Here is a 26,330-nt window from a genome sequence, read left to right on the forward strand (position 1 = left end):
CTTCTTACGCCCCCGGTTGACCGTCCGGTCCCGGATCTCGAAGTCCATCGCATCCCCTGAGCTGGGGTGTTGCGAGGACCACTAGAACTCAAGACATGCCGGGCGGGGCTCTTTCCTGTGCTCTGACCTGGTGATTCCCAACTCCCAGGGTGTACGGTCTACCCCCGGGCCGCCCCCCTCAAAGCTGCACTTGCGGTGGAGGGGCGGGGGTCAAGGGTGACCGCAGGTCATCGGCTTGCCGACGCGACGTAGGAGCGCCCTTGACGCCCGGCCCGGAGCCGCGAAACTCAGAGCTCAGGGGCGGCCCCCACTCGCCATCGAACGCACCGGCCCACCCCGGCTACCCCTCGGTCCTGACCCCCGTCGGCGGGTGGTCCTGAGGGCGTCGCGAGAAAGTTCGTGAACTTCTTCACAAGGAAATCGGCCCTGGGGGGTGGCGGGGCTGTTCCTGATGGCGGTCTGTTAGCCCCAAGGGGGCCCCGCGCCCTTATACCGGGCGGTTCCGGGCACGTTACGCGCGTATGAATGGGGCCGGGCGGTTCACCCCTGGTTGGGTGCTGAGGGCCAGCTCACGAGGGGTGGGCAACGACTAAACCCGCCGTCTGGTTCCCCCTGTGGACCATGACCTCGATCACGCGGGCCGCGCAGTGTAGCACTAGGGGCCCCTAACCTTGTGAAGGGGCTCACGAGCCACCCCCCTGAGAGGGGTGGATACTCGATGGCATGAGCACCACGGAGCGTCCCAGGATCCTCGTTGTAGGCGGTGGGTACGTAGGCCTGTACGCAGCTCGTCGCATTCTGAAGAAGATGCGCTACGGGGAGGCGACCGTCACGGTTGTCGACCCTCGCTCGTACATGACGTACCAGCCCTTCCTCCCCGAAGCCGCCGCCGGCAGCATTTCGCCTCGGCATGTCGTCGTCCCGCTGCGACGCGTGCTGCCCAAGGCTGAGGTGCTCACCGGCCGGGTCACGACCATTGACCAGGACCGCAAGGTCGCCACGGTCGCGCCGCTCGTCGGCGAGGCCTATGAGCTGCCCTTCGACTACCTCGTCGTCGCGCTCGGCGCCGTCTCCCGTACCTTCCCGATCCCCGGCCTCGCCGAGCAGGGCATCGGCATGAAGGGCATCGAGGAGGCCATCGGGCTGCGCAACCACGTACTTGAGCAGCTGGACAAGGCCGACTCGACCACCGACGAGGAGGTCCGCCGCAAGGCGCTGACCTTCGTCTTCGTGGGCGGCGGCTTCGCCGGCGCGGAGACCGTCGGTGAGGTCGAGGACCTGGCGCGCGACGCGGCCAAGTACTACACGAGCGTGAAGCGCGAGGACATGCGCTTCCTTCTCGTCGACGTCGCCGACAAGATCCTTCCCGAGGTCGGCCCGAAGCTGGGCGCCTGGGGCAAGGAGCACCTGGAGAGCCGTGGTGTCGAGGTCTATCTGAAGACGGGCATGGACTCCTGCGTGGACGGCCACGTGGTGCTCAACAACGGCCTTGAGGTCGACTCGAACACCATCGTGTGGACGGCCGGCGTCAAGCCGAACCCGGCGCTCGCCCGTTACGGTCTGCCGCTCGGCCCCCGTGGCCATGTGGACACCAGCGAGAAGCTTCAGGTGCAGGGCACCGACTACATCTGGGCCGCCGGTGACAACGCCCAGGTCCCGGACGTCATCGGCCGCAAGGCCGGCAACCCGAACGCCTGGTGCCCGCCGAACGCTCAGCACGCGCTGCGGCAGGCGAAGGTCCTCGGCGACAACGTGATCTCCGGTATGCGGGGCTTCCCGCAGAAGGAGTACAGCCACGCCAACAAGGGTGCGGTCGCCGGTCTCGGCCTGCACAAGGGCGTCGCGATGGTCGTCATGGGCAAGATGAAGATCAAGCTCAAGGGCCGGCTGGCCTGGTACATGCACCGTAGCTACCACGGCATGGCCATGCCGACCTGGAACCGCAAGATCCGGGTCTTCGCCGACTGGACGCTCGCGATGTTCCTCAAGCGCGAGGTCGTCTCGCTCGGCGCCATGGAGACGCCGCGCGAGGAGTTCTACGAGGCCGCCAAGCCGACCCCGGCGGCAGCCGTGGCGCCGTCCGCGCCGGAGAAGGCGAAGGCTTCCTGACGCCGCCGCGCCGAACCCCGAAAGGGCCGTCCGCCATCCGTGGTGCGGGCGGCCCTTTCGTGTGCCCCCGGGGTGCGAAAGGGTGCACATCCATCCCAAAGTGCGTGGTAGGTGCAGGTATTTTGCCGTCCCATTGCGCGTCGCCGGGACTGCGTCCGCACTCGACCGGTGTTTACGTGGTGTTGAGTACTTCCGGTATTCCTCATCACGGAGGTGTACGCCATGGCCGACGCCGCACTGCGGCTGACCACTCTTGCCGAAGAGTTGCTGGGGGCCCCGCTCCCGGTCCGTATCCGTGCCTGGGACGGCAGCGAATCGGGTCCTCCGGACGCTCCGACCCTGATCATCCGTAACCGTCGTGCCCTGCGTCGTCTCCTGTGGAAACCGGGCGAACTGGGGCTCGCGCGTGCCTGGGTGGCCGGTGAGATCGATGTGAAGGGCGATCTCTTCGAGGCCCTTGGGCTCCTCGCCGGGCTCATCTGGGAGCGCGACGCCGGCAGCGGGGACGAGGTGCACCCCGCACTCGACCCCCGGATGCGGGCCGTCGCGCGCGGGCTCGTACAGCTCGTGGGACCCTGGCCGCCGCCCGCCCCGCCCGCCGAGGAGATCCGGCGACGCCAGGGCGCGCTGCACACCAAGCGCCGCGACCGGGCGGCGATCAGCCACCACTACGACGTGGGCAACGACTTCTACGAGCTGGTGCTCGGCCCCTCGATGGTCTACTCGTGCGCCTACTGGGGCGACGGCGACGGCGACGGCGGTGGTCTCACCCTTGAGGACGCACAGCGCGACAAGCTCGATCTGATCTGCCGCAAGCTCGGCCTCAAGGAGGGTGACCGGCTGCTCGACGTCGGCTGCGGCTGGGGCTCGATGGCCATCCACGCCGCCCGCGAGTACGGCGCCCGCGTCACCGGCGTCACCCTCTCCCGGGAGCAGGCCGCCTACGCGCGCAAGCGGGTGGCGGAGGAGGGCCTTACCGACCGGGTCGAGCTGCGGGTCCAGGACTACCGGGACGTCAGGGACGGACCGTACGACGCGATCTCGTCCATCGGGATGGCCGAGCACGTGGGCTCGGTCAAGTACCGCGAGTACGCCGACGATCTGTACGCCCTGCTCAAGCCGGGCGGCCGGCTGCTCAACCACCAGATCGCCCGCAGGCCCGAGACGGACGAGAGCAAGTACCAAATCGACGAGTTCATCGACGCGTACGTCTTCCCGGACGGCGAGCTGGCGCCGCTCGGCAGGACTGTCGCCACGCTGGAGGAGGCGGGCTTCGAAGCCCGCGACGTCGAGTCGATCCGGGAGCACTACGCCCTGACCCTGCGCCGCTGGGTGACCAACCTGGAGGACCACTGGGCCGAGGCCGTACGCCTCACCTCCGCCGGACGCGCCCGCGTCTGGCGCCTCTACATGGCGGCGTCCGCGCTCTCCTTCGAGCGGAACAAGATCGGCGTCAACCAGATCCTGGCCGTGAAGACCCCGGAGAGCGGTGCCTCCGGGATGCCGGCGCGAGCGCGTGTGTGGGGCGGCTGACGCGGGACATCGTGCGGGTGACAAAGAGGTGACCGGTCCCGGATGAGGACGGGGAGTTGGTACGTTCTGCCGTCCGGGCCCGGATGACGGAGCCGCTGGGCGCACGCCTGCCCAGCGGCTCCGTTTCCGCTTCCCACGGGGTTTCACCGGGTCCGGCATGTCAGGTACCGGCATGCCATGCACTGGCATGGCATGTACGCGCTCCCCGAGCCGAAACCGAACAGGAGGCCGGTGTGCACCGCCATCGCCACCGCCATCGCCACCACAGAATCCGGCTGTTGGGCCTGGCCGTCGCCCTGATGTCCGTCGTGGCCGTTCCCGGCGCCGCGTGGGCCGACGGGGACGACGGGTCCGAGTTCCGGGCCCCGTCCGAGGCCGAGTCCCCGTCCGGGGCCGCGTCCCCGTCGCCGTCCCCGTTACCGGCCGGCGCGCCCGCCGCCCCGGTCACCACCGGCGCGATCTTCAACGACCCCGCCGGCACCACCGCCCAGCGGGACAGGATCAGGGACCATGTCGTCTCGCTGATCGACGGCTCCGACGCGGGCGGTTCGATCACCCTGTCCCTGTACACCTTCACCGACGACAGCGTCCGCAAGGCCCTGATCGCCGCCAAGGAACGCGGCGTCGCCGTCCGGGCGATCCTGGATTACAAGTCACACGAGACGGTGACCGCCGGGGGTGAGTACGAGAACCTCGCGGCGGGCCTCGGCACCGACCGCGCCCGGCCGTCCTGGGTGATGTCCTGTCCGTCGACCCGCTCGTGTATCGGCAACCGCACGATCGGCAGCCGCGCGATCGACCACAACAAGTTCTTCCTCTTCTCCCGCACCGGAGGCGCGGCGAAGGTCGTCGTCCAGACCTCGGCCAATATGACCGGCACCCAGCGCACCGATCTCTTCAACAACGCCGTGACGATCGCCGACCCCGGTCTCTACGACAACTACGCGGCGTACTTCGCGGACCAGCTGAAGCACGGCGCCTCCGGCGCGGGTCTCGCGACGTACTACCGGACGCCGTCCAGCGCGACCGACCCCGCGTACAAGGCGTACTTCTTCCCGCGCCGGGAGACCTCCGGCACGGACTACCGGAAGGACCCGGCCACCGACACGGTCAAGCTCCTCCTCGACAAGGTCGCCTGTTCGTCGACGCGGCACTCGGAGGTGCGGATGGCGGCGAACCTCTTCTACCGCGACCAGATCGCGAGCAAGCTCGTGGCGATGAAGAACGCGGGCTGCCTGGTGTATCTCGCGGGCGACGGCAATCCGAACGGCGGGGGCGTCGGCGTACCGTCGCTCGGCAAAGCCGTCACCGCCATCCTCTCCGGCAAGCTGACCCAGCGCGTGGAGTGCTGGGAGAACCCGCCCACGAGCGGGGCGCCGAAGATCGGGCTGCACTCCAAGTACGTGCTGGTGAAGGGTACGTACGACGGTGTCGCCGACCAGAAGATCGTCTGGACCGGCAGCCACAACTACTCGTGGCAGGCGCTGCGTTCCAATGACGAGACCCTGCTGAAGATCGACAACGACGCCATCCACGACCAGTACAAGGCCAACCACGACCATCTGATGCGGTACTGCGCCGGCACCTGAGCACGAGGGAGTACGAGGTCGCGCAAGGGAGAGGGCGGGCCCCCGCCCTGGGGTCCCGCCCTCTCCCGCTCACCGCCCTGTCCCGCTCGCCGCCCCGCGCTACTCGGTCTTGATTGCTGTCAGCATGTTCAGCTTCGCGGCGCTGCGCGCCGGCCACAGCGCGGCCAGCACCCCCACCAAACCGGCGAGTACGAGGAACAGCCCGACCCGGTCCCACGGGATCACCAGCGCGTAACCAGGGATCGCGTCCGCGATGGTCTGACCGATCGCCCAGGCCAGGAAGGATCCGAGACCCACCCCGATCACCGCGCCGAAGACCGAGATCACCACGGCCTCCAGCCGGATCATCCGCTTGACCTTGGTCCGGTCGAGGCCGATGGCCCGCAGCATGCCGATCTCCTGCTGACGCTCGAAGACGGACATCGCCAGCGTGTTGACGACCCCCAGGATCGCGATGATCAGGGCCATGGCCAGCAGGCCGTACATGATGTTCAGCGCGGTGTTGATGAGGCCGCCGAACTGGTTCCTGATGTCCTGCTGGTCCATGATGGTGATCGCCGGGTTCTTGCCCAGCGAGTCCACCAGCGCCTGCTCGTGCGCGTCGCTCGCGCCGCCGTCCATCTTCACCCACACCTCGGGGATGTGCGGCCTGGCCTCGTGCACGGCGGCCAGCTCGGTCGACATCAGCACCGGTGAGAGGAAATCGTTCTTCTTGAAGGTGGCGCCGACCTTCAGCTTGCCGGTCTTCCCGTCGTTGTAGGTGACCGACAGGGTGTCACCGACCTTCCAGCCGTTGGACTTGGCGGTGTCCTCTGCCACCGCGATCCCGCCCTGGGCGAGGGTGTCCAGCGAGCCGGAGACCGAGGCGATGTTGATGACCTTCTCGATGTCGCCGGGGGTGACCGCGGAGGCGGAGTGGAAGCGGCCCTTGACCTCGACCGAGGCGGCCTGCTGCGGGGAGACCGCGCTCACGCCGGGCGCCTTCTCCAGCGCGGTGAGCGCGGACTCGTCCAACTGGCCGCCGCCCGCCATCGTCACCATGTAGTCGGCCTTGATGTTGTCCGTGGTCATCCTGTCCACGGCCTGGCCGATGGTGACACCGAGCACCGTCAGCCCGGTGACCAGCGTGAGTCCGATGGCCAGCGCGGAGGCGGTGGCACCGGTACGCCGCGGATTGCGAACGGCGTTCAGCCCGGCCAGCTTGCCCGACACCCCGAAGACCCGCAGCAGCAGCGGCCGTACCAGCGCGATGACCGGACGCGACAGCAGCGGGATCAGCACGATCACACCGACCATCGTCAGGAACGCGCCGGCGCCGATGAGCAGCCGGCCGTCGGAACCGGCCGCGGCGCCCGCGAGGATCACGGCGGAGCCGATCAGGGCCAGCGCGCCGCCGATCGAGTTGTGTACGACGAGGGACTTGGTGGTGGCCACGCCGTGGACGCTGTTCATCGCGGCCACCGGCGGGATCTTCGCGGCCCGGCGGGCGGGCAGCCAGGCGGCGAGCAGCGTGATCAGCACCCCGACACCGAAGGCCGAGCCGACGGCGGTCGGCGAGATCACCAGCGCGCCCGCGGGCATCTTCGCGCCCGCCGTGTTCATCGCCCAGCGCAGCCCCACGGCGAGCCCGATGCCGAGGACGAATCCGATCGTGGAGGCGATCGCGCCGACCACCGCGGCCTCGGCCAGCACCGAGCGCTTGACCTGGCGGCGGGAGGCGCCGACGGCGCGCAGCAGCGCCAGTTCCTTGGTGCGCTGGGCGACCAGCATGGTGAAGGTGTTGGAGATCAGGAAGATGCCGACGAAGAGCGCGATGGCGGCGAAGGCCAGCAGCATCTGGTTGATGCCGCTCAGGCTCGTCTCGATCCGGTCGGCCTGGTCGGAGGCGAGTCGCTCACCGGTCTTCGCCTCGGCGTTGTCCGGCAGCAGGGGCTCGACCTTGGCGAGGATCGTGCTCGCGGAGGCGCCGGCCTTGGCGGTGATGGTGAGATCGCTGTAGAAGCCGGGCTCCAGATAGAGCTTCTGCGCCACGGCGGTGTCGAAGAGGACCAGGCTGCCGCCCGCGTTGACCTCTCCGTCTTCGGTGGTGAAGACACCGGAGAGGGTGTACTCCTTCACCGGCCCGTTGGAGGCGACCCGTACCGGCTTGCCGACCTCGTACTTCCCCTCGGTCGCCGTCGCCTTGTCGAGCGCGATCTCACCGTCCTCGGTGGGCCCCGATCCCTGGGTGAAGGTGTAGGAAGGGTCCTTGCCGTCCTTGCCAGGCGCGAAGTTGGAGCCGTTGTTGGACCAGCCGTCGCCGATCAGCTTGCCGTCGGGGTCGGCGACCCCGGCGAAGCCGTTGACCCGGCCGGTGACGGAGGCGACCCCGTCCAGGGCCCCTATCTCGCTGACGGTCTGCTGGCTGACCCCGGGGTCCGACTTCGCGTCGGAGCCTTCGCCGGAGTCTCGTTTGTCGTACGAGGTGACGCCGACGGCGACGTCCTTGTAGCTCTTGGCCGACTGGTTCTGGAAGGCGTTGCCGAGGGTGTCGGTGAAGACCAGGGTGCCGGAGACGAAGGCGACGCCGAGCATGACGGCGAGGACGGTCATCAGCAGCCTGGCCTTGTGCGCGAGCACGGTGCGCAAGGCGGTACGGAACATGGTGGAAGTCCTGGTGAGGGTGGGCGGAGAGGGCAGGCCGGAGAGACGGGCCGACACGACGGACCGGACCGAGGGGGCGGATGCGGGGCCGACCGGCGGAGCGTCGGCGCGAGTGGGCCACGTACGGGTCAAGGGCCACGCACGGGAAAAGCGCCACGTACGGGTTAACGGTCACGTACGGGGTTGTACGGGTCCTACGGGGCTGTACGAGTCGGGGCTGTACGAGTCGGGGTCGTACGGGTCGTACGGTGACGGGCCAGGGGCCGCGTACGGGCGGAACGGAGCCGGCGTCGCCGTCGGCGTCAGCTCGTACGGCCCTTGGCGTCGAAGGCCTTCATCCGGTCGAGCACACCGTCGGCGCTCGGGTGCAGCATCTCGTCGACGATCCGGCCGTCGGCGAGGAAGATGACACGGTCCGCGTAGGAGGCGGCGACCGGATCGTGCGTCACCATGACGACGGTCTGGCCCAGTTCGCGTACGGAGTTGCGCAGGAAGCCCAGCACCTCGGCGCCGGAGCGCGAGTCCAGGTTCCCGGTCGGCTCGTCACCGAAGATGATCTCGGGCTGGGAGGCCAGCGCGCGGGCGACGGCCACACGCTGCTGCTGGCCCCCGGAGAGCTGGGTGGGCCGGTGGCCGAGCCGGTCGGCGAGCCCGATCATCGAGATCACCTGCTCCAGCCACAGCTTGTCGGGCTTGCGGCCCGCGATGTCCATCGGAAGCGTGATGTTCTCCAGGGCGGTCAGGGTCGGCAGCAGGTTGAACGCCTGGAAGATGAAGCCGATCTTGTCCCGGCGCAACTGCGTGAGCTGCTTGTCCTTGAGGGTCGACAACTCGGTTTCGCCGAGCCGTACGGAACCGCTGCTGAAGCTGTCGAGGCCGGCCACGCAGTGCATCAGCGTGGACTTGCCGGAGCCGGACGGGCCCATGATCGCGGTGAACTCTCCCTGCCGGAAGTCCACGGAGACCCGGTCGAGGGCGACCACCTGGGTCTCGCCCAGGCCGTAGACCTTCGACAGATCGGAGGCGCGTGCGGCCACGGCGGTTGCGCGGTGGGCGAGCGGGGTGGTGGTCACGGGTGGACTCTCCTGCCGGTGCGTTGTGAGGACTTCTCCATCCTCACGGCGGGCAGAGCGTGAGTCGTCCGTCGTGGTAACCGTTCCCGTGGCCCTCTTGGGTCTGACCGCCGGGCCGCGCCCTCCTCCTCGGGGATGACACAACCCCTGAGACGACTCCGCCATAAGTCGCCGGGCGCCGCGCGTACGCGCCGACGATGCCAAATGCGTGACCGGGCGGCGACTTTTCGTCATTTCTGCACGCCTCGATCGGAGATGACCACCCGCGCCCGGCATGTGCCGACGACTCGTTACGTGGTCTGACGCACCCTCAGACGTCAATAAAATAAGACAACATCGGGTAGCCGCTCGGCTGTTCGAGTGGTGTGCCCCGATAGGCTCCTGTGCCAACGCGGCGTCGCGCGCCTTGCCCGGATGGTGGAATGCAGACACGGCGAGCTTAAACCTCGCTGCCCCTCGGGGGCGTGCCGGTTCAAGTCCGGCTCCGGGCACATCACCGGCGAAGGCCGGGCGGCCGGCGCCGGTGGACGCGCCGGTCCGGGAGCGCTCCGGTGTGACGGGAGCGCTCCGGTGTGACAAGCGGTGTGACACGACACACCCCGCCGGACGTCACGATCCTGGAAAGATCCTCCCAGAGCACTAGGGCGTACGCTTTGCGCTCCCATTACTCTTGTCCCAAGGCCGCGCAGGGCGGCCATGGAGGAGTGAGATGAGGAGCAGTAACCCGGTCTTCTCGCGACGGGGCTTCAGCCGCGACAACGGCCACGCGGGCTTCAACGCGGCGCCGCAGGCCGGGGGCCCCGCTGTAGGAACCAACCCGTACGCGACCAACCCGTACGCCACCAACCCCTATGCCCCGCAGCAGGGCACCCAGCTCGGCGGCCCGCAGGCGCCCGCGCGCCCCGACGTCATGACGATCGACGACGTCGTGAGCCGTACCGGCATGACGCTGGGCACGGTCGTGCTCACCGCCGTCCTGTCGTGGGTCCTGCTGCCGGTGGACCCCGCCAACCTCGCCAAGTCGTACGGCATCGCGATCGGTGCCGCGCTGGTGGCGATGGTCCTCTCGCTGATCCAGTCCTTCAAGCGCAAGCCGACGCCCGCGCTGATCCTGGCGTACGCGGCCTTCGAGGGTGTCTTCCTCGGCGTGATCAGCTCCGCGGTGAGCACGTACCTCTCGCCGGGTGTCGTCGTCCAGGCCGTCATGGGCACGATGGCGGTCTTCGCCGGTGTGCTGATCGCCTACAAGATGCGCTGGATCCGGGTCACCCGGCGCTTCTACGGTTTCGTGATGGCCGCCGCCATGGGCTTCGTGCTCCTGATGGTCGCCAACCTGCTCTTCAGCGTCTTCGGCGGCGGTGACGGCCTCGGCTTCCGCAGCGGCGGTCTGGGCATCATCTTCGGCATCGTCGGGATCATCCTCGGCGCCTGCTTCCTCGCGCTCGACTTCAAGCAGGTCGAGGACGGCGTCACGTACGGCGCTCCGCGCGAGGAGTCCTGGCTCGCGGCCTTCGGTCTCACGCTGACTCTGGTGTGGATCTACCTGGAGATGCTGCGGCTGCTGTCGATCCTCCAAGGCAACGACTGACGCGGCACGGCCGGGTAGCACGGCCGAGCAGCACGAAGGGGTCCGCGGGCACTGTGCCCGCGGGCCCCTTTCGTTGTGTTCGCCTCAGTGCGTCAGAGCAGGCGGCGGGCCGCCCGACGCAGGTCGTACTCGTGGATGATCGCCTTCGCGTGTCCGTACGCGAGGTTGTGCTCGCCCCTCAGCCAGCTGACCTTCTCCTCGAAGCGGAGGAGGGCTGGACCTTCCTCGACCGTGCGAAGCCAGTCGGAGATCTCTCTGCCGGTGCAATGAGGGATGCGGGAGAGCATGTTGCGATGGGTCTCTTCGGAGAAGACAAGGGACATCGGCGCCTCCGGACGCTTTGCGCGTACTGGTCCTTCACGCCACCGTGCCTGAGCGTTCGCCTGTTGGCAACAGTCCTGGACCTGTTGGCGGCAGCCCTGGAGGGGCCCTTGTCCGTTCGCGTAAGGTCGCTGGGTGCTCGATACAACGCCGCTGACGGCCGCAGTGGACCGATTCGCCGACCGGCTGCGGGCCGCGCCGCAGAGCCGGCTCCAGCGCGGAGCCGCCGCCGAGGCACTGGCGCTGGCCAGGGAACTCTCCGTACGGGCCCAGCGGCTGGACGCCCCGGGCGAGGAGCCCCGGATCATGCCGGACTCCGGCGTCTTCGTGGTCGCGGACCAGCTCACGGTCGCGGCCGGGGATCTGGCGGAGGCATTGCGAACGGCCCCGTCCCTGGCGGAGCTGGACGAGGCCGTGAGATCGGTGGAGCGGGCGGCGGTGCGCGCCGCGCTCTGAGGAGCGCTTGGCGCGTCCAGGCCCGCAGGGCCCTTAGCGGGACTTAGCAGGACTCAGAGGGACGCGATGACGCGGTCCGCGAGGATGTAGACGTGCTCGCCGCCGCAGGAGAAGGTCAGGGCGTACGCGCCGGAGACTCCGGAACCGCCCAGCAGGACCGGGGCGTCGCCCTCCCGCAGCGCCTCGGCGAGCCGCTCGGCGGTCTCGCGGTGGCCCGGGGTCATGCAGAGCGTCGTGCCGTCGGAGAAGACGTAGACGTCGAGGGTGCCCAGCGGGCCGGGACGTACGTCCGCGAGTGCCGTACCGGTCTCGGCGAGTTCGTCGAGCCGCGACACCGTGCGCTCGTGGTCGGTGACGACGGGGGTCTGCACCGGTACGAAGTCGGGGTGCGAGGGGTGCCGGCGACGGGCGGCGGCCAGCTCGGCGGACTCCTCGGTGAACTCACCGGCCTCACCCACCCCGCTCACCTCGCTGACCTCGGTCAGCTCCGGGTAGTCGGCGAACTCGTCGAGCGCGTCGGCGGCGTCGAGGTCCAGCGCCTCCAGCCCGGCGAAATCCACCTGGCGGGGCACGTAGTACGGGCTCTCCTCGGTGCCGAAGCCGGGCAGCCCGCCCAGCAGCGACGGGGTGTCGGCGGCGTCCCGGGCCTCCTGGGCGGCCCAGAAGGCGCGCGCCTCGGCGAGCTCGCGCTCGCGCTCCTCGGCAAGAGCCTCGGCGACGGCGGTCCGTATGTCGTCGGCGTGGGTGGCGCTTCTGGCCTGCGGTACGGCTGCGGTGAAGTCGCCCGGGGTCGACGCGGCCAGTTCACCGCGCAGCGCGCTGACCTGCCTGCGCAGCCCGTGGACGGCGTGCAGGGCGGCCACGCCCACGGCCGTGGCGGTGGCTGTGGTCAGCAGCAGGGCAAAAGACATGGCGCTCACTGACTACTCCCGATTCCGATCGATACCCCCGACTTCCTACCTCAGCTTGTCGTGGGCGAGCACCGCCCGTCAGTGCATTACGTCACGAATTGGACAGGTCTTTGGGCCTTATGTTTATCCCGAATGCGGCTCTGACCTGGGCAAAGGAATCTCCCCCGGGCGTAGGTCACATCCTGGGGGAGATTCAGTCACAACTGGGGATCGAGGGGGTTGAGGTGCGCTTATCCGACTCGCGCGACTACTCTCCGCTATGAATCGGCCCGGTCCGGGTCAGCTCAGGCGCTCGATGACCATGGCCATGCCCTGGCCGCCGCCTACGCACATCGTCTCCAGTCCGAACTGCTTGTCGTGGAACTGGAGGCTGTTGATCAGCGTGCCGGTGATCCGCGCGCCGGTCATGCCGAAGGGGTGGCCGACGGCGATGGCGCCGCCGTTGACGTTCAGCTTCTCCAGCGGGACGCCCAGGTCCCGGTAGGACGGGATGACCTGGGCGGCGAACGCCTCGTTGATCTCGACCAGATCGATGTCGTCGATGCTCAGCCCGGCGCGCGAGAGCGCCTGGCGGGACGCCTCGACCGGGCCGTATCCCATGATCTCGGGCGACAGGCCGGTGACGCCGGTGGAGACGATCCGGGCCAGCGGTGTCAGACCCAGCTCGCGCGCCTTGGTGTCGGACATGATCACGAGCGCCGCCGCGCCATCGTTGAGCGGACAGCAGTTGCCGGCCGTCACCAGGCCGTCGGGGCGGAAGACGGGCTTGAGGCCCTGGACGCCCTCCATCGTGACGCCCGCGCGCGGGCCGTCGTCCTTCGCCACGACCGTGCCGTCCGGGGTCGTCACGGGCGTGATCTCGCGCTCCCAGAAGCCGTTCTTGATGGCTTCCTCGGCGAGGTTCTGGGACCGTACGCCGAACTCGTCCATGTCCTGGCGGGTGACGCCCTTGAGGCGGGCCAGACTCTCGGCGGTCTGGCCCATCGCGATATAGGCGTCGGGGACCAGGCCGTCCTCACGCGGGTCGTGCCACTCGGCGCCCGTGCTGTGGGCGACCTCCGCCGTCCGGGCCTCGGCGTCCGCGAAGAGCGGGTTGTGGGTGCCCGGCATGCCGTCCGAGGAGCCGTTCACCGAGCGCGAGACCATCTCGACCCCGGCCGAGATGAAGACATCGCCCTCGCCCGCCTTGATGGCGTGCAGCGCCATCCGGGAGGTCTGGAGGGACGAGGAGCAGTAGCGGGTGATGGTGCAGCCGGGGAGATGGTCCATGCCCAGCTGTACGGCGACGATCCGGCCGAGGTTGTGGCCCTGCTCGCCGCCGGGCAGGCCACAGCCGAGCATCAGGTCGTCGATGTCGCGCGGGTCGAGCTCAGGGATCTTGGCGAGCGCGGCCTCGATGATCGTGGCGGTCAGGTCGTCGGGCCGCAGCTCCTTGAGCGAGCCCTTGAAGGCCCGGCCGATGGGGGAACGGGCGGCAGAGACGATCACGGCTTCGGGCATCACGGCTCCATGAGGACTAGAGGACCAGGGAGGACCAAGGAGGACCAGGACTGGGCGTTGGCGGGTGGGAAAGGGCAGGTCTGTCTGGGAAGTTACCCGCACGTAGTGCCGGGGGCACTGGGCGGGACATGTGATGCGGGCCTCTTTTCTAAGCGCTTGCTCACGCGGGGACGGCGGCGGGCGGGGCGGTGAGCGGGACCGAGGTCCGGGCGCCGGGCGCCGGGCGCCGGTGCTGTCATGCCTCCCGGCCCACCTGCCAGGTCTCCTCGGTGTCCGGGGGTACGTCCGGCGGTACGTCCGGAGCCGTCGCATCCGGCGGGACGGCCCCCGCCGGGGTCGCTTCCGCCGCTGTCGGCAGATGACGGCGGCGACGGTGCTTCAGCAGGGCCCACGGGGCACGGGCGCCGGTGACCTCGGTGCCCGCCTGGGACGCCGCGGCCGAGGCCGCCTTCGCCACCGGCAGCATGTCCTCGTCGCGGGTCGCGTCGAGGCGGTCCGTCTCCGGCCACAGGTTGAGCACCGCGCACAGCGTGGGCAGGACCGCCATCGCGGCCGTCGCGTACCCCTCGGCCGACGGGTGGTAGTTGTCCGGGCCGAACAGCTCCCGCGGATTCGCCGCGAACTCCGGGCCCAGCAGATCGCCCAGCGAGACCGTACGGGCGCCCTGCTCGACCGCCACGATCGTCTGGGCTGCGGCCAGCTGCCGGCTCACCCGGCGCGCCAGCCAGCGCAGCGGCTGGTACACCGGCTCGATCGTGCCGAGATCCGGGCAGGTGCCGACGACCACCTCCGCCCCGGCCGTACGCAGCCGCCGTACCGCCGCCGCCAGACACCGCACCGACTGGGTCGCGGGCAGCCGGTGCGTGACGTCATTCGCGCCGATCATGATCACGCAGACGTCCGGGACCCGGGCCGTGTCCGACAGCAGCAGGGTCACCTGCCGGTCCAGATCGTCCGACCTGGCCCCGGGCAGCGCCACATTCCACAGCTCGACGGGGCGCTCGGCGACCGCGGCGAGCCCCGAGGCGAGCAGCGCTCCGGGAGTCTGCCCCGCCCGCCGTACGCCCTGTCCCGCGGCCGTGGAATCGCCGAGCATGCCCATGCGCAGCGGCTCCGTCTGCCCGTAGGCCAGTCCGTACCATCCGTCACCGCTGGGCGGTACGGGGGCGGTCCCGCCGCCCACCGACCGCTTCGCCAGCTGGACCTCCGCCAGCAGCACTCCGACGCCCGCCGCTCCCAGCAGGCCGATGCTGCCGCCTCCGTAGGCCGCACCCGCGGCGATCCGCCGCGCCACCCTCGCCCTCGACACAGTCCGAGCCACCTCCTCCGAGCCGCCGTACGCACGAGTACGTGTGCGTACACCAGCTAACTGCCCCGTAAGGACTGTCGCCCAATCTCACGCGTGTGCGCATACGCTGGCCGGACCATCACGGAGACCCCGGAGACTACGGTGCAATTCCACGACTCGATGATCAGTCTGGTTGGCAATACCCCGCTGCTGAAGCTGACCAGCGTGACCGAAGGCATTCAGGCGACAGTCCTGGCCAAGGTCGAATACTTCAACCCCGGCGGTTCGGTGAAGGACCGGATCGCCCTGCGCATGATCGAGGCCGCCGAGGAGAGCGGGGAGCTCAAGCCCGGCGGCACGATCGTCGAACCGACGAGCGGCAATACCGGCGTCGGTCTCGCCATCGTGGCCCAGCGCAAGGGCTACAAGTGCGTGTTCGTCTGCCCCGACAAGGTCTCCACGGACAAGATCAATGTGCTCAGGGCCTACGGCGCCGAGGTCGTCGTCTGCCCGACGGCCGTCGATCCCGAACACCCCGACTCCTACTACAACGTCTCCGACCGGCTGGTCCATGAGACGCCCGGGGCCTGGAAGCCGGATCAGTACAGCAACCCGAACAACCCGCGCTCGCACTACGAGACGACCGGTCCCGAGCTGTGGAAGCAGACGGACGGGAAGATCACTCATTTCGTCGCGGGCGTCGGCACGGGCGGCACCATCAGCGGGACCGGCCGCTTCCTCAAGGAGGCGAGCGACGGGCGCGTACGGATCGTGGGCGCGGACCCGGAGGGGTCGGTCTACTCGGGCGGTTCCGGCCGGCCCTATCTGGTCGAGGGCGTCGGCGAGGACTTCTGGCCGACGGCGTACGACCGTACGGTCACGGACGAGATCATCGCCGTGTCCGACAAGGACTCCTTCCAGATGACCCGGCGCCTCGCCAAGGAGGAGGGCCTGCTCGTCGGCGGCTCCTGCGGCATGGCGGTCGTGGCCGCGCTGAAGGTCGCCGAAGGGCTCGGCCCGGACGATGTCGTGGTCGTCCTGCTGCCGGACAGCGGCCGGGGCTACCTCAGCAAGATCTTCAACGACGAGTGGATGAACGACTACGGCTTCCTGGAGCAGGGCGGCGACGCGGCGAGCGTCGGTGACGTCCTGCGGCACAAGGAGGGCGCCATCCCGACGCTCGTCCATATGCACCCGGAGGAGACGGTCGGCGAGGCCATCGACGTGCTGCGGGAGTACGGCGTCTCGCAGATGCCGATCGTGAAGCCGGGCGCCGGCCACCCGGACGTGATGGCCGCGGAGGTCATCGGCTCGGTCGTGGAGCGGGAGCTGCTGGACGCGCTGTTCACCCGGCGCGCCTCGCTCGGTGACCCGCTGGAGAAGCACATGTCCTCCCCGCTGCCGCAGGTGGGCTCCGGCGAGCCGGTGGCCGATCTGATGGCCGCGCTGAGCGATTCGAAGGGCTCCGACGCCGCGATCGTGCTGGTGGAGGGCAAGCCGACAGGCGTCGTGAGCAGGCAGGATCTGCTGGCGTACCTCTCGAAGGACGTGAAGTAACGCCGGGGACCGGTCGGCGGGGGGCGCGAAGGCGCGGGTTCGCGAAAGTGGTACGAGCGCGACACGTCAGCGCAGCACCGGCTTAACACGGATCCGGCACATTGGTTGTTGTCGGCGTCAAGGACCTCCGGAGCGGCTCCCGGACCTCCATGGACGCCTGGACACGAGACCGGCCCTGACCCGGAACGTGTCCCTCGCGGGGACCGCCGTCGTCCCGCCCCCCGGTAACGGGGGTGCGGCGGTCCCCGCGACATACTTCATACTTCGCGACATATTTCGCGGCATACCTCTTTCGCGTGGTCCTTCCCGCGGCGGAGGCCGCCTCCCCGGTCAGTCCTCCCAGTCGGACGCCTCGCGCCGCTTCCGGTCCGCCCAGGACCGGCCGCGGGCGGCGTGCACCACGTTCACCGCGACGATGCCCAGCCAGCAGACGACCAGTCCCTTCAAATCGGCGTTCGTCACGGCTATCGCGGTCAGTGGAATGGCGAGGACCAGCGAGATGATGCCGAACCCGAAGCGCTCGCCGAACCCCTCCCCGGGGCCGGCCGGGCGCGGGGCGCCGCCACGGGCGGCCACCATCTGCTGCTCGGCGAGTCGCCGCCGGACATGACGGTCGGTCATCCCGTCCATGCGCTGCTCCACCTTTTCGAGGAACGATTCGATCAGTGCGGGCTCGTAGTCCGCCCCCAGCTCGTTACGGGCCTGAAGGGTGGCGTCGAGCTCCTTCTTGAGCTCAGGGTCGCGGGCTTCCATAGGGGCGACGGTACGTAGCGGGACGTCCTGCGCGCATTGGGGCTAGCCCCCGTTTTTCCCTGTGGAAGTCCTCAGACCGTGGTCCGCCGCCCAGGTGTTCGCGACGTCCTCCGGGTCCTTCTTGTCCTTGTCCACCTGGCGGTTGAGCTCCGTCAGGGCCTCGGTCGTCAGGGCGTTGCCCAGCCGGGCCAGCGCCTTGCGCACGGTGGAGTCGGCCTTGCGGTCGGCGATCAGCGGGACGATGTGCTGGCCGGGGACGAGGTTCTTGGGGTCCGTCAGGACCACCCAGCCCTCGGCGGCGATGTCCGTGTCCGTGGTGAAGAGATTGGCGACATCCACATCGCCCTTCTTCAACGCGCCCTTGACCAGTGGTCCCGAGGAGTCCAGCGACTTGAACTCCTTGAACTCCACGCCGTACACGTCCTTGAGCCCGACGATGCCCACGACCCGCTTCTTCACCTCGGGCGCCGCGCCGATGACCAGCTTGCCGTTCTGCTTCCTCAGATCGGCCAGCGTCCTGAGGCCGTATCTGTCGGCGGTCTCGCGGGTGACGGCGAAGGCGTCGGAGTCCTCGGCCTTGCCGTACGGGAGGATCTGGAGGCCCGTGGGGAGGACGACGGCGAGGGCGTTCTGCATCTCGCCCTCCTCCGTGGCGGTCGCCTTGGGGTCGAGGTAGTGCAGCAGCGCGCCCTGGTATTCGGGGAGCAGATCGATGTCGCCGCCCTTGAGCGCCGGGATCAGGATCTCGCGGGTGCCGAGGTTGGGGCGGACCTTCGTCTTCACCCCGGCGGCGCCGAGCACGGCCGCGTAGAGGTGACCGAGGATCTGGTTCTCCGTGAAGTTGGCGGTGCCGATGGTGATGCCGTCCGCGCTGGAGCCGCCGCCGCTCCCGCTTCCGCCGCTGCCCTGGCCGTCGAGGGAGGTGATTCCGCCGCTGCACGCGGCGAGCGCGGGGACGGAGGCCGCGGCGAACAGTCCGCCGAGGAGCTTGCGCCGGTTCATGGCGCTCTTCGTGGGCCGGCTCGTATGCGGGCTTGTATGCGGGCTCGCGGGCGGGTTCGTGTGCGGGTTCATGGGTGAGTTCGAGGTCACTGGAGTGGTCTCCCTAGGCGGCGGAGCGGTGGCGGAAGAGGACGCGCTGAAGCCCTGACAGCGCCAGATCGAGGGCCACGGCGACGACCGCGACCAGCACGGCTCCACCCAGCACCTGGATCAGATCGCGCTGGGCCAGGCCGTCGAAGACGTACCGGCCGAGCCCGCCGAAACTGACGTACGCGGCGATGGTCGCCGTCGCCACCACCTGGATCAGCGCGAGCCGCAGCCCGGTCATGATCAGCGGCAGCGCGAGCGGGATCTCGACCTGGAGGAGCACCTGACGGCCGCGCATGCCCTGGCCCCTGGCCGCGTCCTTCACCTCCGGGTCGACCGCGGTCATCCCCGCGTACGTGTTGGTCACGATGGACGGGACGGCGAGGGCCACCAGTGCCACGTACACCGGGGTCATGGACAGCCCGCTGGCCAGGAAGACCAGCACGACGAGCCCGACCGTGGGCAGGGCGCGGCCGAACGAGGCGAGGTTGATGGCGAGGAACGCGCCCCGGCCGGTGTGCCCGATGAGCAGTCCGAGGGGCAGCGCGATCACCGCGGCGATGGCGGTGGCGATCAGCGAGTACTGGAGGTGTTCGGCGAGCCGGTGCCCGATGCCGTCCGGGCCCGTCCACTGCTCGCTCGACACCAGCCAGGAGCCGAGGTCCTTGAAGAGCTCGTACATGTCGGGTCAGGCCCTCCCACTCTTCGGGTGCCGCTGCCCCTGTCGCTGCCTGGTCCAGGGGGTGAGTACGTACTGCACGGCCACCAGCAGCGCGTCGGCGACCAGCGCGAGCAGCAGGGTCAAGGCGACGCCCACGACCACCGGGGTGGGGAAGTTGCGCTGGAAGCCGTCGGTGAAGAGCTGGCCGAGGCCGCCGTCGCCGATATACGTCGCGACGCTGACCAGCGAGATCGACATGACGGTGGCGATCCTTACGCCCGCCATGATCACGGGGAGCGCGAGGGGCAGCTCGACGGTGAGGAGCGTACGCAGCGGGCGCGTGCCCATCGCGACGGCGGCCTCGCGCGCCTTGGCCGGGACGGAGTCCAGTCCCTCGACGGTGTTCCGCAGCAGGACGACCAGCGTGTAGATCGTCAGGCCGATGACGGTGGTGGTCCTGGTCAGCCCGGAGACGGGCAGCAGCAGGACGAAGACCGCGATGGACGGGATCGTGAACAGGACGTTGGAGAGCCCGAGGAGGAAGCCGCGCAGCGGCCGGACGCGATGGGCGAGGACCGCCAGGGGGAGCGAGATCAGCAGCCCGAGGAGCACGGCGGTCAGGGCGGCCTGGAGATGGGAGAGGGTGAGGGTGGTGAGATCGCCCGCGTGGTCGGATATCCACGCCCACTCGATGGTCATACGGTCCCGCCCGGGGTCTCCGACAGGGCCGGGGTCTCGGTGAGGTGTACGGCCGCCCGCGCCGCCTCCTGGTGCCTGCGCCCCGCGTGCTCGTGGATCGCCTCGCGCGAGGTGACCCCGGTCAGCACGCCGTCGGCGTCGACCCGGGCTATCAGACCGGACGGGGAGGCGATCGACTCGTTCAGCGCGGCGAGCAGGGAGTCGGTGTCGCGCAGCGGCCGTACGGGCGTGAGCGGGGTGCCGGGGGAGGTGGCGGCGCCGGGGGAGGCGGCGGCGCCGGGGGAGGCAGCGGCGCCGGGGGATGTGGCGTCCGTGCCGTACGGGTCGAGCCAGCCCAGCGGTTCGTTCCGCGCGGAGACGACCAGATGCGGTCCCGAGCCGGCCGGTGGCGCCGGCGCGTCCTCGCGTACCGTCGTGGCCCGCTGGAGCGGGACCTCGGCGAGCGTCGTCAGCGAGAGCAGCTTCAGCTCGCGCTCCGCGCCGAGGAAGTCCGCGACGAAGTCGTCGGCCGGGCGGGCCAGCAGTTCGGCGGGGGCGGCGCACTGCACCAGATGGCCGCCGGTCCGGAAGACGGCGATCCGGTCGCCGAGCCGTACCGCCTCGTCGATGTCGTGGGTGACGAACGCGATGGTCTTGTTCAGCTCGCGCTGGAGCCGGATCAGCTCGTCCTGGAGCTGGGTCCTCACGACCGGGTCGACCGCGCCGAACGGCTCGTCCATCAGCAGCACCGGCGGATCGGCCGCCAGCGCCCTGGCCACCCCGACGCGCTGCTGCTGGCCGCCGGAGAGCTGGTGCGGGTAGCGCTTGCCCGCCTCGGCGGTCAGTCCGACCGTCTCCAGCAGTTCCGCGGCGCGGGCACGGGCCTTCCCGCGTCCCCAGCCCAGCAGCAGCGGCACGGTCGCGATGTTGTCGAGGACCGTACGGTGTGGGAAGAGGCCCGACTGCTGGATCACGTAGCCGATACCGCGCCGCAGCTCGGCGGCGTCCTGTTCGAGTACATCCCGGCCGCCCAGCCGGATGGTCCCGGACGTCGGGTCGACCATCCGGTTGATCATGCGGAGGGTGGTGGTCTTGCCGCAGCCCGAGGAGCCGACGAGGACCGTGATCCCGCCCTCCGGCATCTCCAGCGTGAGGTCGTGAACCGCCGTGGTGCCGCTGGGGAAGCGTTTGTTCACCGCGTCGAATTTGATCATCAGTCGTCCCTTGCCCCGCGTCCCTTGCCCGGCTGCATATAGTCATGCAGAGTTCTCGTTGTCTGAATAGATTGTCAATGCCCCCGGGTAAATCACTCGTTACGGATGGCCGCAGGGCAAGACATAGCGTCCGATAAGGAGGCGTTCGCGCATGATGTCGTCCCACATGACGGACTCATCGGTCTCGCGCACCACCCCGAGCACGGCCATCGTCGTACTGGACGGACAGAGCCTCCCGGTGACCGATGTCGTACGGCTGGCCGAGGGCGCCGCTCGTCCGGTACCCGGAACCGACGCGATGAAGCGTGTCGAACAGAGCTGGCATCTCGCGCGCGAGCTGGCCGCCTCAGGACGGGTGTACGGGCGCTCCACCGGCGTCGGCGCCAACCGCACCGAGGCCGTGCCCACCGAGGCCGCCGCCGACCACGGACTGCGGCTGCTGCGCAGCCACGCCGGCGCCATCGGCGACCCCCTGCCCGCCCGCGAGGTCCGCGCCATGCTCGCCGTACGGGCCAACCAGCTCCTCGCGGGCGGCGCCGGACTGCGGCCGACCGTCGTCACCGCCCTCTGCGAGGCGCTGGAGTCCGGCGCGTACCCGGTGGTGAACGAGTTCGGCTCGGTCGGTACGGGCGACATCGCGGCCCTCGCCCAGATGGGGCTGGCCCTTGCCGGTGAACACCCCTGGGAGGGTGGCCGGGCGCCCGAGGCGCAGCCACTCGACAACAACGACGCCCTCGCCCTGATCAGCAGCAACGCCCTCACTCTCGGGCAGTCCGCGCTCGCCCTCCACGAACTGCGCCGGCTCACCACCGCCACCGAACTGGTCGCCGCGCTCTCGCTGCTGGCCGTCGACGGCTCGTACGAGGCGTACGCGGAGCCCGTGCACGCCGCGCGCCCGCACCCCGGTTCGTACGCCGTCGCCGCCGACATGCGGGCGATTCTCGGCGCACCCGAACGGCCGGGACCGCCGCTCGGCCGGATCCAGGACCCGTACGGCTTCCGCTGTGTCCCGCAGATCCACGGCCCGGCACGCGACGCCGCCGACGCGCTGGAGAACGCCCTCGCCGTCGAGATCAACGCCGCCGCCGAGAACCCGCTGATCCGCCCCGGCACGGAGCCGGACCCGATCCCCGCCGCGTACCACCACGGCGGCTTCTATCTGGCCCAGGTCGCGCTGGCGCTCGACCACTTCAGGCTCTCGCTGGTGCAGACGGCGCGGCTCTCCACCTCCCGGCTCTCCGCGCTCAACGAGCCCGCCTTCACCCGGCTGCGGCCCTTCCTCGCCGACGCCGAGCCCGCGAGCTCCGGGGTGATGATCCTGGAGTACGCGGCCGGGGCGGCCCTCGGCGATCTGCGGGCGTTCTCCGCGCCGGCCTCCCTCGGGCACGCGGTACTGTCCCGAGGCGTGGAGGAGCAGGCGAGCTTCGCCTCGCTCGCCGCACGCCAGACCCTGCGCCTGGGGAGCGCGTACCGGCTGGTCGTCGGCTGCGAACTGGTCGCCGCCGTAAGGGCCCTGCGCCAGCGCGGACTGCGGCCGGACCCGGGGCTTCCGGTCGGCAGGGCCTTCGAACTGGCCGAGACCGTACTCCAGGACGAGGCCGCCGACCGGCCGTTGACCGATGATGTGACAGCCGCCGCCGCGCTGCTCGACCGGTTCACGGATCTGGTCACGGATCTGGTCACGGATTTGGTCACACATCCGGTGACACGTCCGGTGACACATCCGGTGAACGACCCGTCCACGACCGGCTCGACCGGCACGACCCGCTCGACCATGGCTGACCCGACCGACCCGACCGACCCGACCGACCCAACCGAACCGACAAGGGGGATCGCATGAGCGACAGCCCGGCCGCCCGACTCCAGCAGCTCTTCGAGGGCCACCGGCTGACCCCCACTCAGCGGCGCATCGCGCACAGCATGGTGCGGCGGCCGGCGGACGCGCCCTTCCTGTCGAGCGTCGAGCTGGCGGAGCTGGCGGGAGTCAGTCAGCCGTCCGTCACCCGCTTCGCGGTCGCGCTCGGCTTCGACGGCTATCCGGCGCTGCGCCGACATCTGCGCGATGTCGCGCCCGTGGGCCCGGAGGAGGGCGAGTCCACGTACAACGAGTACCAGCAGGCCGTACGCGGCGAGATCGAGAACCTGCGCCAGCTGGCCGAACTGCTCGCCGATCCGGGCCCGGTCGAACAGGCGGCCCGGCTGCTCGCCGCCTCCCGTCCGCTGCCGGTACTCGGCCTGCGCGCCGCCTCCTCACAGGCGCGCGGCTTCGCCTACTTCGCGGCCAAGGTCCATCCGGACGTACGGCTGCTCGACGAGGGCGGCACGATGCTCGCCGACCGGATCGACGCGGCCGGGACCGCGGGCGCGAGCGCGCTGCTCTGCTTCGCGCTGCCGCGCCATCCGAAGGAGGTCGTGGACGCGCTGGCGTACGCCCGGCAGACCGGGCTGACGGTGGTGACGGTCGCCGACTCGGCGTTCGCGCCGGTCGCCAAACACAGCGATCTGCTGATTCCGGCGGCGGTCGGTACGGGTCTCGCCTTCGACACGGCGTGCGCGCCGATGCTGCTGGGGCGGGTGCTGCTGGAGGCGATGTGCGACGGGCTGCCGGACGCGCAGGCGCGGCTGGAGGAGTTCGACGCGCGGGCGGCGGCGCGGGGGCTGTTCGTCGAGTAGTCGAGTAGCCGAGCGCCGAGCGGTGCTCCGGCCGGCTGCCCACCGAGGCGACCGCGAGCTACGCGAGATAATCGGGTGCGGCCCCGCTTGGCTGATCCCTACGCTGAAACGATGGACTCTGTACAGGTCAGGCTGATGCGTGAGGACGATCTCGCCTCGGCGGAACGGGCGTCGGCGATGACGTTCTTCGAGGCGGAGCGGAGCACCAGGCGGGTCAGCGATCCGGAGGTCGAGCCGCGTTCGGCAGTCGCCTCGAAGCAATGGATCGACCGGATGCGCTTCTTTCTGGGTGTCGACCCGGGAGGCTGCTGGGTCGCGGTGCGTGAGGATGCCGGTGCCGGCGAGGTCGTCGGATTCGCCATTTCCCAGAACCGCCGCGGTCTGTGGTTCCTCGCGACCTATGGCGTGCTGCCGGGCCATCGGGCTCAGGGCATCGGGAGGCGCCTGATGGACGCCGCCCTCCATCATGCCGACGGCCGCCCCGGCATCTTCTCCTCCAGCGTCCACCCGGGTGCCACCCGTCGATACCGGCTGGCGGGGTTCTCCCTCCACCCGCAGATGCGGATGGTCGGCACCGTCGACCGCCACACGCTTCCCACGGTCGACGGCCTCCGGGAGGGGCGCCCCGACGACTTCGAGTGGATGGACCGGCTGGACCAGGACCTGCGCGTCGCGGGCCACGGTCCCGACCACGAATACATGCTCGGCACCATGCGGCTGGTCGTGTCCCGTGACAGGGCGAAGCCCGGATACGTCTACATCGACGACCGCGGGCGGGCCTCACTGCTGGCCGCCGCGCACCCGGGGATCGCACAGAACCTGCTGTGGGAAGCCCTGGCCTCATCGCGGGGAAGAACTCTGGTCAACTGCGTCACCACCCCGAACGACTGGGCGATCGATGTCGGCCTGGCCGCCCGTCTCGACATCGGTCAAGAGGGCTACATCGCCGTCCGTGGAATGCCTGTCCCAGCGCCTTACCTCGCCAGCGGGCATTTCCTCTGACCCGGCCGATTCGCCGGTTCTCAGGAAATGCTCAGAGAACGTCATTAGTCTGCGCGCCACAACACAGGCTTGAGGAGGCGGATCGTGGGGCGCGGAGGGCAGTCTCTGGCACGGGTGGCCGTGATCGTACGGGCCGGTGCGGTACCGATGTGGTGGCTGGGGGTCCTCGCCACCGGCATTGGAGTACTGCTTCCCGGGCTGACGGGGCGCAGGATCGGCGGCTACACCGGGGCGGCGCTGTTCGTGGTGTGTGCCGCTGTCGTCGCGCTCGTACGCAGGCGCCGGTACACCGATTGGGCGGACCGTGCCGTGCGGGCGGGGAAGTTCGACTTCCTCCAGGACCGCTCCGTGACGTTGCGCGGCTGGCGCCGGGCGAACCGCTGGTGGCTGCTGGCCGCTTTCCTTGTCGCGGTGGGGAGTTCGTTCGCGCTGCCCGGTGCCGGGGGTCCGGCCCTGGCGGGCGTGGGCGTCGGGCTGTGGCTCAAGGCGGCCTGGCTGGGGCGGCGGGAGCGCCGGGACGACGTGCTGCTGTGGGTACGTACCGACTGGGCCGGCACCGGGCACCCCGTGGGCAAGAAGGTCAAGGGCTACCGGACCACGGGGACGGCGGCCGGTGACGCCGTGCCCGGCGGGGCACGGCGCCGTCGCTGAGCAGCGGTGTGGCTGAACCTGAACAGCGGCGTGGCTGAGCAGCGGCGTGGCTGGTCGGCAGCGTGGCTGATCGGCGGCGCGGACCGTGCGTGACGTGAGTGCCGCGCGCGGACCGCTCAGACCTCCAGCTCGGCTTCGATTCTCATCAGCTGGTGACGGGCCATGGCGAGGTTCGCCCGTGACTTGTCCAGCGCGAGATAGAGGAACAGACCGTTGTTGGCACGCCCCTTGAGCAGCCGTATCAGGTGGTACTGGTTGCCGAGGGTGATCAGGATGTCCTCGATCTCGTCCTTCATGCCGAGCAGTTCCATGGCGCGGACCTTGGCCCGGACCACATCGGTGTTGCCGGCCGCGGCCACCGTCAGATCGAGGTCCTTGCCGCCGCCGACCGTGCCGAGGGCCATGCCGCTGGAGTAGTCGACGAGGGCGGCTCCCAGCGCGCCGTCGATGACGGTGGTGGCCTGCTTGAGGGCGGCTTCGGTGTTGGCCATGGAGGTCGCACTTCCTTTCGTTCCGGTACGGGCGGTCCGGGGGGTTCCCGGGGCCCGGGTGACGCGTGTTCCGTGTGAGTTGGGGGCTGTTGTCATGGGTCAGGCGTTCTCCAGCCGTTCCAGGGCGCCGTCGACCAGTTCACCGATCCGGGTGCTGGACCGCCGCGCCTCCAGATGGAGCCGGCCCACATTGATCCGGGGCTCCGCCAGCAGCGTCAGCACCGCCGAGGAGCCCGCCGCGTACGTCGCGACGTACCCCAGCTCGCCCCGGATCAGCAGCTCCCGGAATCCGCCCTGGCCGGTGGTGTCCGTGAGGCGCACCGCGACGCCCAGCGCGGCGGCGGTGAGCGCGGCCACCCCCTCCGCCTCCACCTCGGCCGTGTCCTGGGCCAGCACCAGACCGTCGGTACTGGCCGCGAGCGCGCCGGTGAGCTGCGGGAGGCGGGCCCGCAGGCGCCTCAGCTCGCCCAGTACCTCGGCTTCCGCCGTCATCAGCTGTCTCCTCTCGGCACGTGCCCGCAGCGCGCGCCTCATGACGGCGTGGCGTGGT

General features: G+C 70.0%; 23 protein-coding genes and 1 tRNA gene. 11 read left to right on the top strand and 13 right to left on the bottom strand.

The genetic code is table 11. From position 1 onward, the window contains the following. Nucleotides 1–723: 723 nt before the first annotated feature. The 3 genes from ACFRMN_RS29575 (at nucleotide 724) to ACFRMN_RS29585 (ending at nucleotide 5,231) form a co-directional block, all read left to right on the top strand. Nucleotides 724–2,109 (top strand): NAD(P)/FAD-dependent oxidoreductase, encoded by a 1,386-nt coding sequence (locus ACFRMN_RS29575; RefSeq protein ID WP_383024994.1) that lies wholly within the window; start codon nucleotides 724–726, stop codon nucleotides 2,107–2,109. Between the two features lie 222 nt (nucleotides 2,110–2,331). Next, nucleotides 2,332–3,642: a class I SAM-dependent methyltransferase gene (locus tag ACFRMN_RS29580; RefSeq protein ID WP_383024997.1), complete on the top strand. Its 1,311-nt coding sequence runs from the start codon at nucleotides 2,332–2,334 to the stop codon at nucleotides 3,640–3,642. A gap of 233 nt (nucleotides 3,643–3,875) precedes the next feature. Further along, nucleotides 3,876–5,231, top strand: a complete 1,356-nt coding sequence (locus tag ACFRMN_RS29585) for a phospholipase D-like domain-containing protein (protein ID WP_383024999.1) — start codon at nucleotides 3,876–3,878, stop codon at nucleotides 5,229–5,231. Nucleotides 5,232–5,330: 99 nt separating this feature from the next. Here ACFRMN_RS29585 and ACFRMN_RS29590 read toward each other — a convergent pair whose 3' ends face one another. Then, nucleotides 5,331–7,874, bottom strand: a complete 2,544-nt coding sequence (locus ACFRMN_RS29590; RefSeq protein ID WP_383025002.1) for an ABC transporter permease — start codon at nucleotides 7,872–7,874, stop codon at nucleotides 5,331–5,333. 302 nt (nucleotides 7,875–8,176) lie between these two features. After that, complete coding sequence (locus tag ACFRMN_RS29595; protein WP_383025004.1) at nucleotides 8,177–8,947, bottom strand: ABC transporter ATP-binding protein; 771 nt, start codon at nucleotides 8,945–8,947, stop codon at nucleotides 8,177–8,179. Nucleotides 8,948–9,355: 408 nt separating this feature from the next. On the opposite strand from ACFRMN_RS29595, the gene ACFRMN_RS29600 reads away from it, so the two are divergent. Together ACFRMN_RS29600 and ACFRMN_RS29605 are read left to right on the top strand one after the other, a co-directional pair. Beyond that, nucleotides 9,356–9,438: transfer RNA gene (locus ACFRMN_RS29600), tRNA-Leu, on the top strand. Nucleotides 9,439–9,656: 218 nt separating this feature from the next. After that, nucleotides 9,657–10,535 carry a Bax inhibitor-1/YccA family protein gene (locus ACFRMN_RS29605; protein WP_383025007.1) on the top strand — a complete coding sequence of 293 codons (879 nt, stop codon included), beginning with the start codon at nucleotides 9,657–9,659 and terminating at the stop codon, nucleotides 10,533–10,535. Nucleotides 10,536–10,627: 92 nt separating this feature from the next. On the opposite strand, the gene ACFRMN_RS29610 is transcribed toward ACFRMN_RS29605, so the two are convergent. Further along, a complete protein-coding gene (locus tag ACFRMN_RS29610; RefSeq protein ID WP_249952595.1) occupies nucleotides 10,628–10,858 on the bottom strand; it encodes a DUF4287 domain-containing protein in 231 nt (76 codons plus the stop codon). A gap of 133 nt (nucleotides 10,859–10,991) precedes the next feature. Between ACFRMN_RS29610 and ACFRMN_RS29615 the strand changes: the two genes are divergently transcribed. Next, a complete protein-coding gene (locus tag ACFRMN_RS29615) occupies nucleotides 10,992–11,312 on the top strand; it encodes a hypothetical protein (protein WP_383025010.1) in 321 nt (106 codons plus the stop codon). Between the two features lie 53 nt (nucleotides 11,313–11,365). Here ACFRMN_RS29615 and ACFRMN_RS29620 read toward each other — a convergent pair whose 3' ends face one another. The 3 genes from ACFRMN_RS29620 to ACFRMN_RS29630 all read right to left on the bottom strand — a co-directional run bounded on the left by ACFRMN_RS29620 (nucleotide 11,366) and on the right by ACFRMN_RS29630 (nucleotide 15,017). Then, nucleotides 11,366–12,223 carry a hypothetical protein gene (locus tag ACFRMN_RS29620; protein ID WP_383025191.1) on the bottom strand — a complete coding sequence of 286 codons (858 nt, stop codon included), beginning with the start codon at nucleotides 12,221–12,223 and terminating at the stop codon, nucleotides 11,366–11,368. A 279-nt stretch (nucleotides 12,224–12,502) separates the two neighbouring features. Further along, nucleotides 12,503–13,723, bottom strand: coding sequence for an acetyl-CoA C-acetyltransferase (locus ACFRMN_RS29625; protein WP_383025013.1), 1,221 nt, complete (start codon nucleotides 13,721–13,723; stop codon nucleotides 12,503–12,505). Between the two features lie 235 nt (nucleotides 13,724–13,958). Next, the gene (locus ACFRMN_RS29630; protein WP_383025194.1) at nucleotides 13,959–15,017 is read right to left on the bottom strand and encodes an SGNH/GDSL hydrolase family protein; all 1,059 of its coding nucleotides are present in this window, start codon (nucleotides 15,015–15,017) and stop codon (nucleotides 13,959–13,961) included. A 156-nt stretch (nucleotides 15,018–15,173) separates the two neighbouring features. On the opposite strand from ACFRMN_RS29630, the gene ACFRMN_RS29635 reads away from it, so the two are divergent. Continuing rightward, nucleotides 15,174–16,568: a cystathionine beta-synthase gene (locus tag ACFRMN_RS29635; protein ID WP_383025015.1), complete on the top strand. Its 1,395-nt coding sequence runs from the start codon at nucleotides 15,174–15,176 to the stop codon at nucleotides 16,566–16,568. A 330-nt stretch (nucleotides 16,569–16,898) separates the two neighbouring features. Here ACFRMN_RS29635 and ACFRMN_RS29640 read toward each other — a convergent pair whose 3' ends face one another. From ACFRMN_RS29640 to ACFRMN_RS29660, 5 genes are all read right to left on the bottom strand, one after another. Next, nucleotides 16,899–17,321 carry a hypothetical protein gene (locus tag ACFRMN_RS29640; protein ID WP_383025017.1) on the bottom strand — a complete coding sequence of 141 codons (423 nt, stop codon included), beginning with the start codon at nucleotides 17,319–17,321 and terminating at the stop codon, nucleotides 16,899–16,901. 42 nt (nucleotides 17,322–17,363) lie between these two features. After that, nucleotides 17,364–18,323 carry an ABC transporter substrate-binding protein gene (locus tag ACFRMN_RS29645; RefSeq protein ID WP_383025020.1) on the bottom strand — a complete coding sequence of 320 codons (960 nt, stop codon included), beginning with the start codon at nucleotides 18,321–18,323 and terminating at the stop codon, nucleotides 17,364–17,366. Between the two features lie 103 nt (nucleotides 18,324–18,426). Next, a complete protein-coding gene (locus ACFRMN_RS29650) occupies nucleotides 18,427–19,092 on the bottom strand; it encodes an ABC transporter permease (protein WP_383025023.1) in 666 nt (221 codons plus the stop codon). A 6-nt stretch (nucleotides 19,093–19,098) separates the two neighbouring features. Beyond that, nucleotides 19,099–19,770 (bottom strand): ABC transporter permease, encoded by a 672-nt coding sequence (locus ACFRMN_RS29655; RefSeq protein WP_383025026.1) that lies wholly within the window; start codon nucleotides 19,768–19,770, stop codon nucleotides 19,099–19,101. Continuing rightward, on the bottom strand, nucleotides 19,767–20,963 hold the full coding sequence (locus ACFRMN_RS29660) for an ABC transporter ATP-binding protein (RefSeq protein WP_383025028.1): 1,197 nt from the start codon (nucleotides 20,961–20,963) through the stop codon (nucleotides 19,767–19,769). Before ACFRMN_RS29660 ends, ACFRMN_RS29655 begins: the two co-directional genes overlap by 4 nt. Before the next feature lie 154 nt (nucleotides 20,964–21,117). Between ACFRMN_RS29660 and ACFRMN_RS29665 the strand changes: the two genes are divergently transcribed. The 4 genes from ACFRMN_RS29665 (at nucleotide 21,118) to ACFRMN_RS29680 (ending at nucleotide 25,289) form a co-directional block, all read left to right on the top strand. Next, nucleotides 21,118–22,803, top strand: coding sequence for an aromatic amino acid ammonia-lyase (locus ACFRMN_RS29665; RefSeq protein ID WP_383025197.1), 1,686 nt, complete (start codon nucleotides 21,118–21,120; stop codon nucleotides 22,801–22,803). Next, nucleotides 22,800–23,636, top strand: coding sequence for a MurR/RpiR family transcriptional regulator (locus tag ACFRMN_RS29670; RefSeq protein WP_383025031.1), 837 nt, complete (start codon nucleotides 22,800–22,802; stop codon nucleotides 23,634–23,636). Before ACFRMN_RS29665 ends, ACFRMN_RS29670 begins: the two co-directional genes overlap by 4 nt. Nucleotides 23,637–23,747: 111 nt before the next feature. Further along, on the top strand, nucleotides 23,748–24,638 hold the full coding sequence (locus ACFRMN_RS29675; RefSeq protein ID WP_383025035.1) for a GNAT family N-acetyltransferase: 891 nt from the start codon (nucleotides 23,748–23,750) through the stop codon (nucleotides 24,636–24,638). Between the two features lie 84 nt (nucleotides 24,639–24,722). Then, the gene (locus ACFRMN_RS29680; RefSeq protein ID WP_383025038.1) at nucleotides 24,723–25,289 is read left to right on the top strand and encodes a hypothetical protein; all 567 of its coding nucleotides are present in this window, start codon (nucleotides 24,723–24,725) and stop codon (nucleotides 25,287–25,289) included. A 116-nt stretch (nucleotides 25,290–25,405) separates the two neighbouring features. On the opposite strand, the gene ACFRMN_RS29685 is transcribed toward ACFRMN_RS29680, so the two are convergent. Together ACFRMN_RS29685 and ACFRMN_RS29690 are read right to left on the bottom strand one after the other, a co-directional pair. Beyond that, nucleotides 25,406–25,780, bottom strand: coding sequence for a hypothetical protein (locus ACFRMN_RS29685; RefSeq protein ID WP_383025041.1), 375 nt, complete (start codon nucleotides 25,778–25,780; stop codon nucleotides 25,406–25,408). Nucleotides 25,781–25,879: 99 nt separating this feature from the next. Continuing rightward, nucleotides 25,880–26,314 (bottom strand): roadblock/LC7 domain-containing protein, encoded by a 435-nt coding sequence (locus ACFRMN_RS29690; RefSeq protein ID WP_383025044.1) that lies wholly within the window; start codon nucleotides 26,312–26,314, stop codon nucleotides 25,880–25,882. Nucleotides 26,315–26,330 lie beyond the last annotated feature (16 nt).

This window comes from Streptomyces sp. NPDC056835 (genome assembly GCF_042789485.1).
Taxonomy (GTDB): Bacteria; Actinomycetota; Actinomycetes; order Streptomycetales; family Streptomycetaceae; genus Streptomyces.

Excerpts from the sequence above, each read along its gene's own strand:
- ACFRMN_RS29650 (WP_383025023.1), bottom strand. The coding sequence starts at position 19,092 with ATGTACGAGCTCTTCAAGGACCTCGGCTCCTGGCTGGTGTCGAGCGAG.
- ACFRMN_RS29590 (WP_383025002.1), bottom strand. The coding sequence starts at position 7,874 with ATGTTCCGTACCGCCTTGCGCACCGTGCTCGCGCACAAGGCCAGGCTG.
- ACFRMN_RS29655 (WP_383025026.1), bottom strand. The coding sequence starts at position 19,770 with ATGACCATCGAGTGGGCGTGGATATCCGACCACGCGGGCGATCTCACC.
- ACFRMN_RS29620 (WP_383025191.1), bottom strand. The coding sequence starts at position 12,223 with ATGTCTTTTGCCCTGCTGCTGACCACAGCCACCGCCACGGCCGTGGGC.
- ACFRMN_RS29580 (WP_383024997.1), top strand. The coding sequence starts at position 2,332 with ATGGCCGACGCCGCACTGCGGCTGACCACTCTTGCCGAAGAGTTGCTG.
- ACFRMN_RS29670 (WP_383025031.1), top strand. The coding sequence starts at position 22,800 with ATGAGCGACAGCCCGGCCGCCCGACTCCAGCAGCTCTTCGAGGGCCAC.
- ACFRMN_RS29605 (WP_383025007.1), top strand. The coding sequence starts at position 9,657 with ATGAGGAGCAGTAACCCGGTCTTCTCGCGACGGGGCTTCAGCCGCGAC.
- ACFRMN_RS29575 (WP_383024994.1), top strand. The coding sequence starts at position 724 with ATGAGCACCACGGAGCGTCCCAGGATCCTCGTTGTAGGCGGTGGGTAC.
- ACFRMN_RS29640 (WP_383025017.1), bottom strand. The coding sequence starts at position 17,321 with ATGGAAGCCCGCGACCCTGAGCTCAAGAAGGAGCTCGACGCCACCCTT.
- ACFRMN_RS29690 (WP_383025044.1), bottom strand. The coding sequence starts at position 26,314 with ATGAGGCGCGCGCTGCGGGCACGTGCCGAGAGGAGACAGCTGATGACG.
- ACFRMN_RS29625 (WP_383025013.1), bottom strand. The coding sequence starts at position 13,723 with ATGCCCGAAGCCGTGATCGTCTCTGCCGCCCGTTCCCCCATCGGCCGG.
- ACFRMN_RS29660 (WP_383025028.1), bottom strand. The coding sequence starts at position 20,963 with ATGATCAAATTCGACGCGGTGAACAAACGCTTCCCCAGCGGCACCACG.
- ACFRMN_RS29645 (WP_383025020.1), bottom strand. The coding sequence starts at position 18,323 with ATGAACCGGCGCAAGCTCCTCGGCGGACTGTTCGCCGCGGCCTCCGTC.
- ACFRMN_RS29685 (WP_383025041.1), bottom strand. The coding sequence starts at position 25,780 with ATGGCCAACACCGAAGCCGCCCTCAAGCAGGCCACCACCGTCATCGAC.
- ACFRMN_RS29665 (WP_383025197.1), top strand. The coding sequence starts at position 21,118 with ATGTCGTCCCACATGACGGACTCATCGGTCTCGCGCACCACCCCGAGC.
- ACFRMN_RS29675 (WP_383025035.1), top strand. The coding sequence starts at position 23,748 with ATGGACTCTGTACAGGTCAGGCTGATGCGTGAGGACGATCTCGCCTCG.
- ACFRMN_RS29610 (WP_249952595.1), bottom strand. The coding sequence starts at position 10,858 with ATGTCCCTTGTCTTCTCCGAAGAGACCCATCGCAACATGCTCTCCCGC.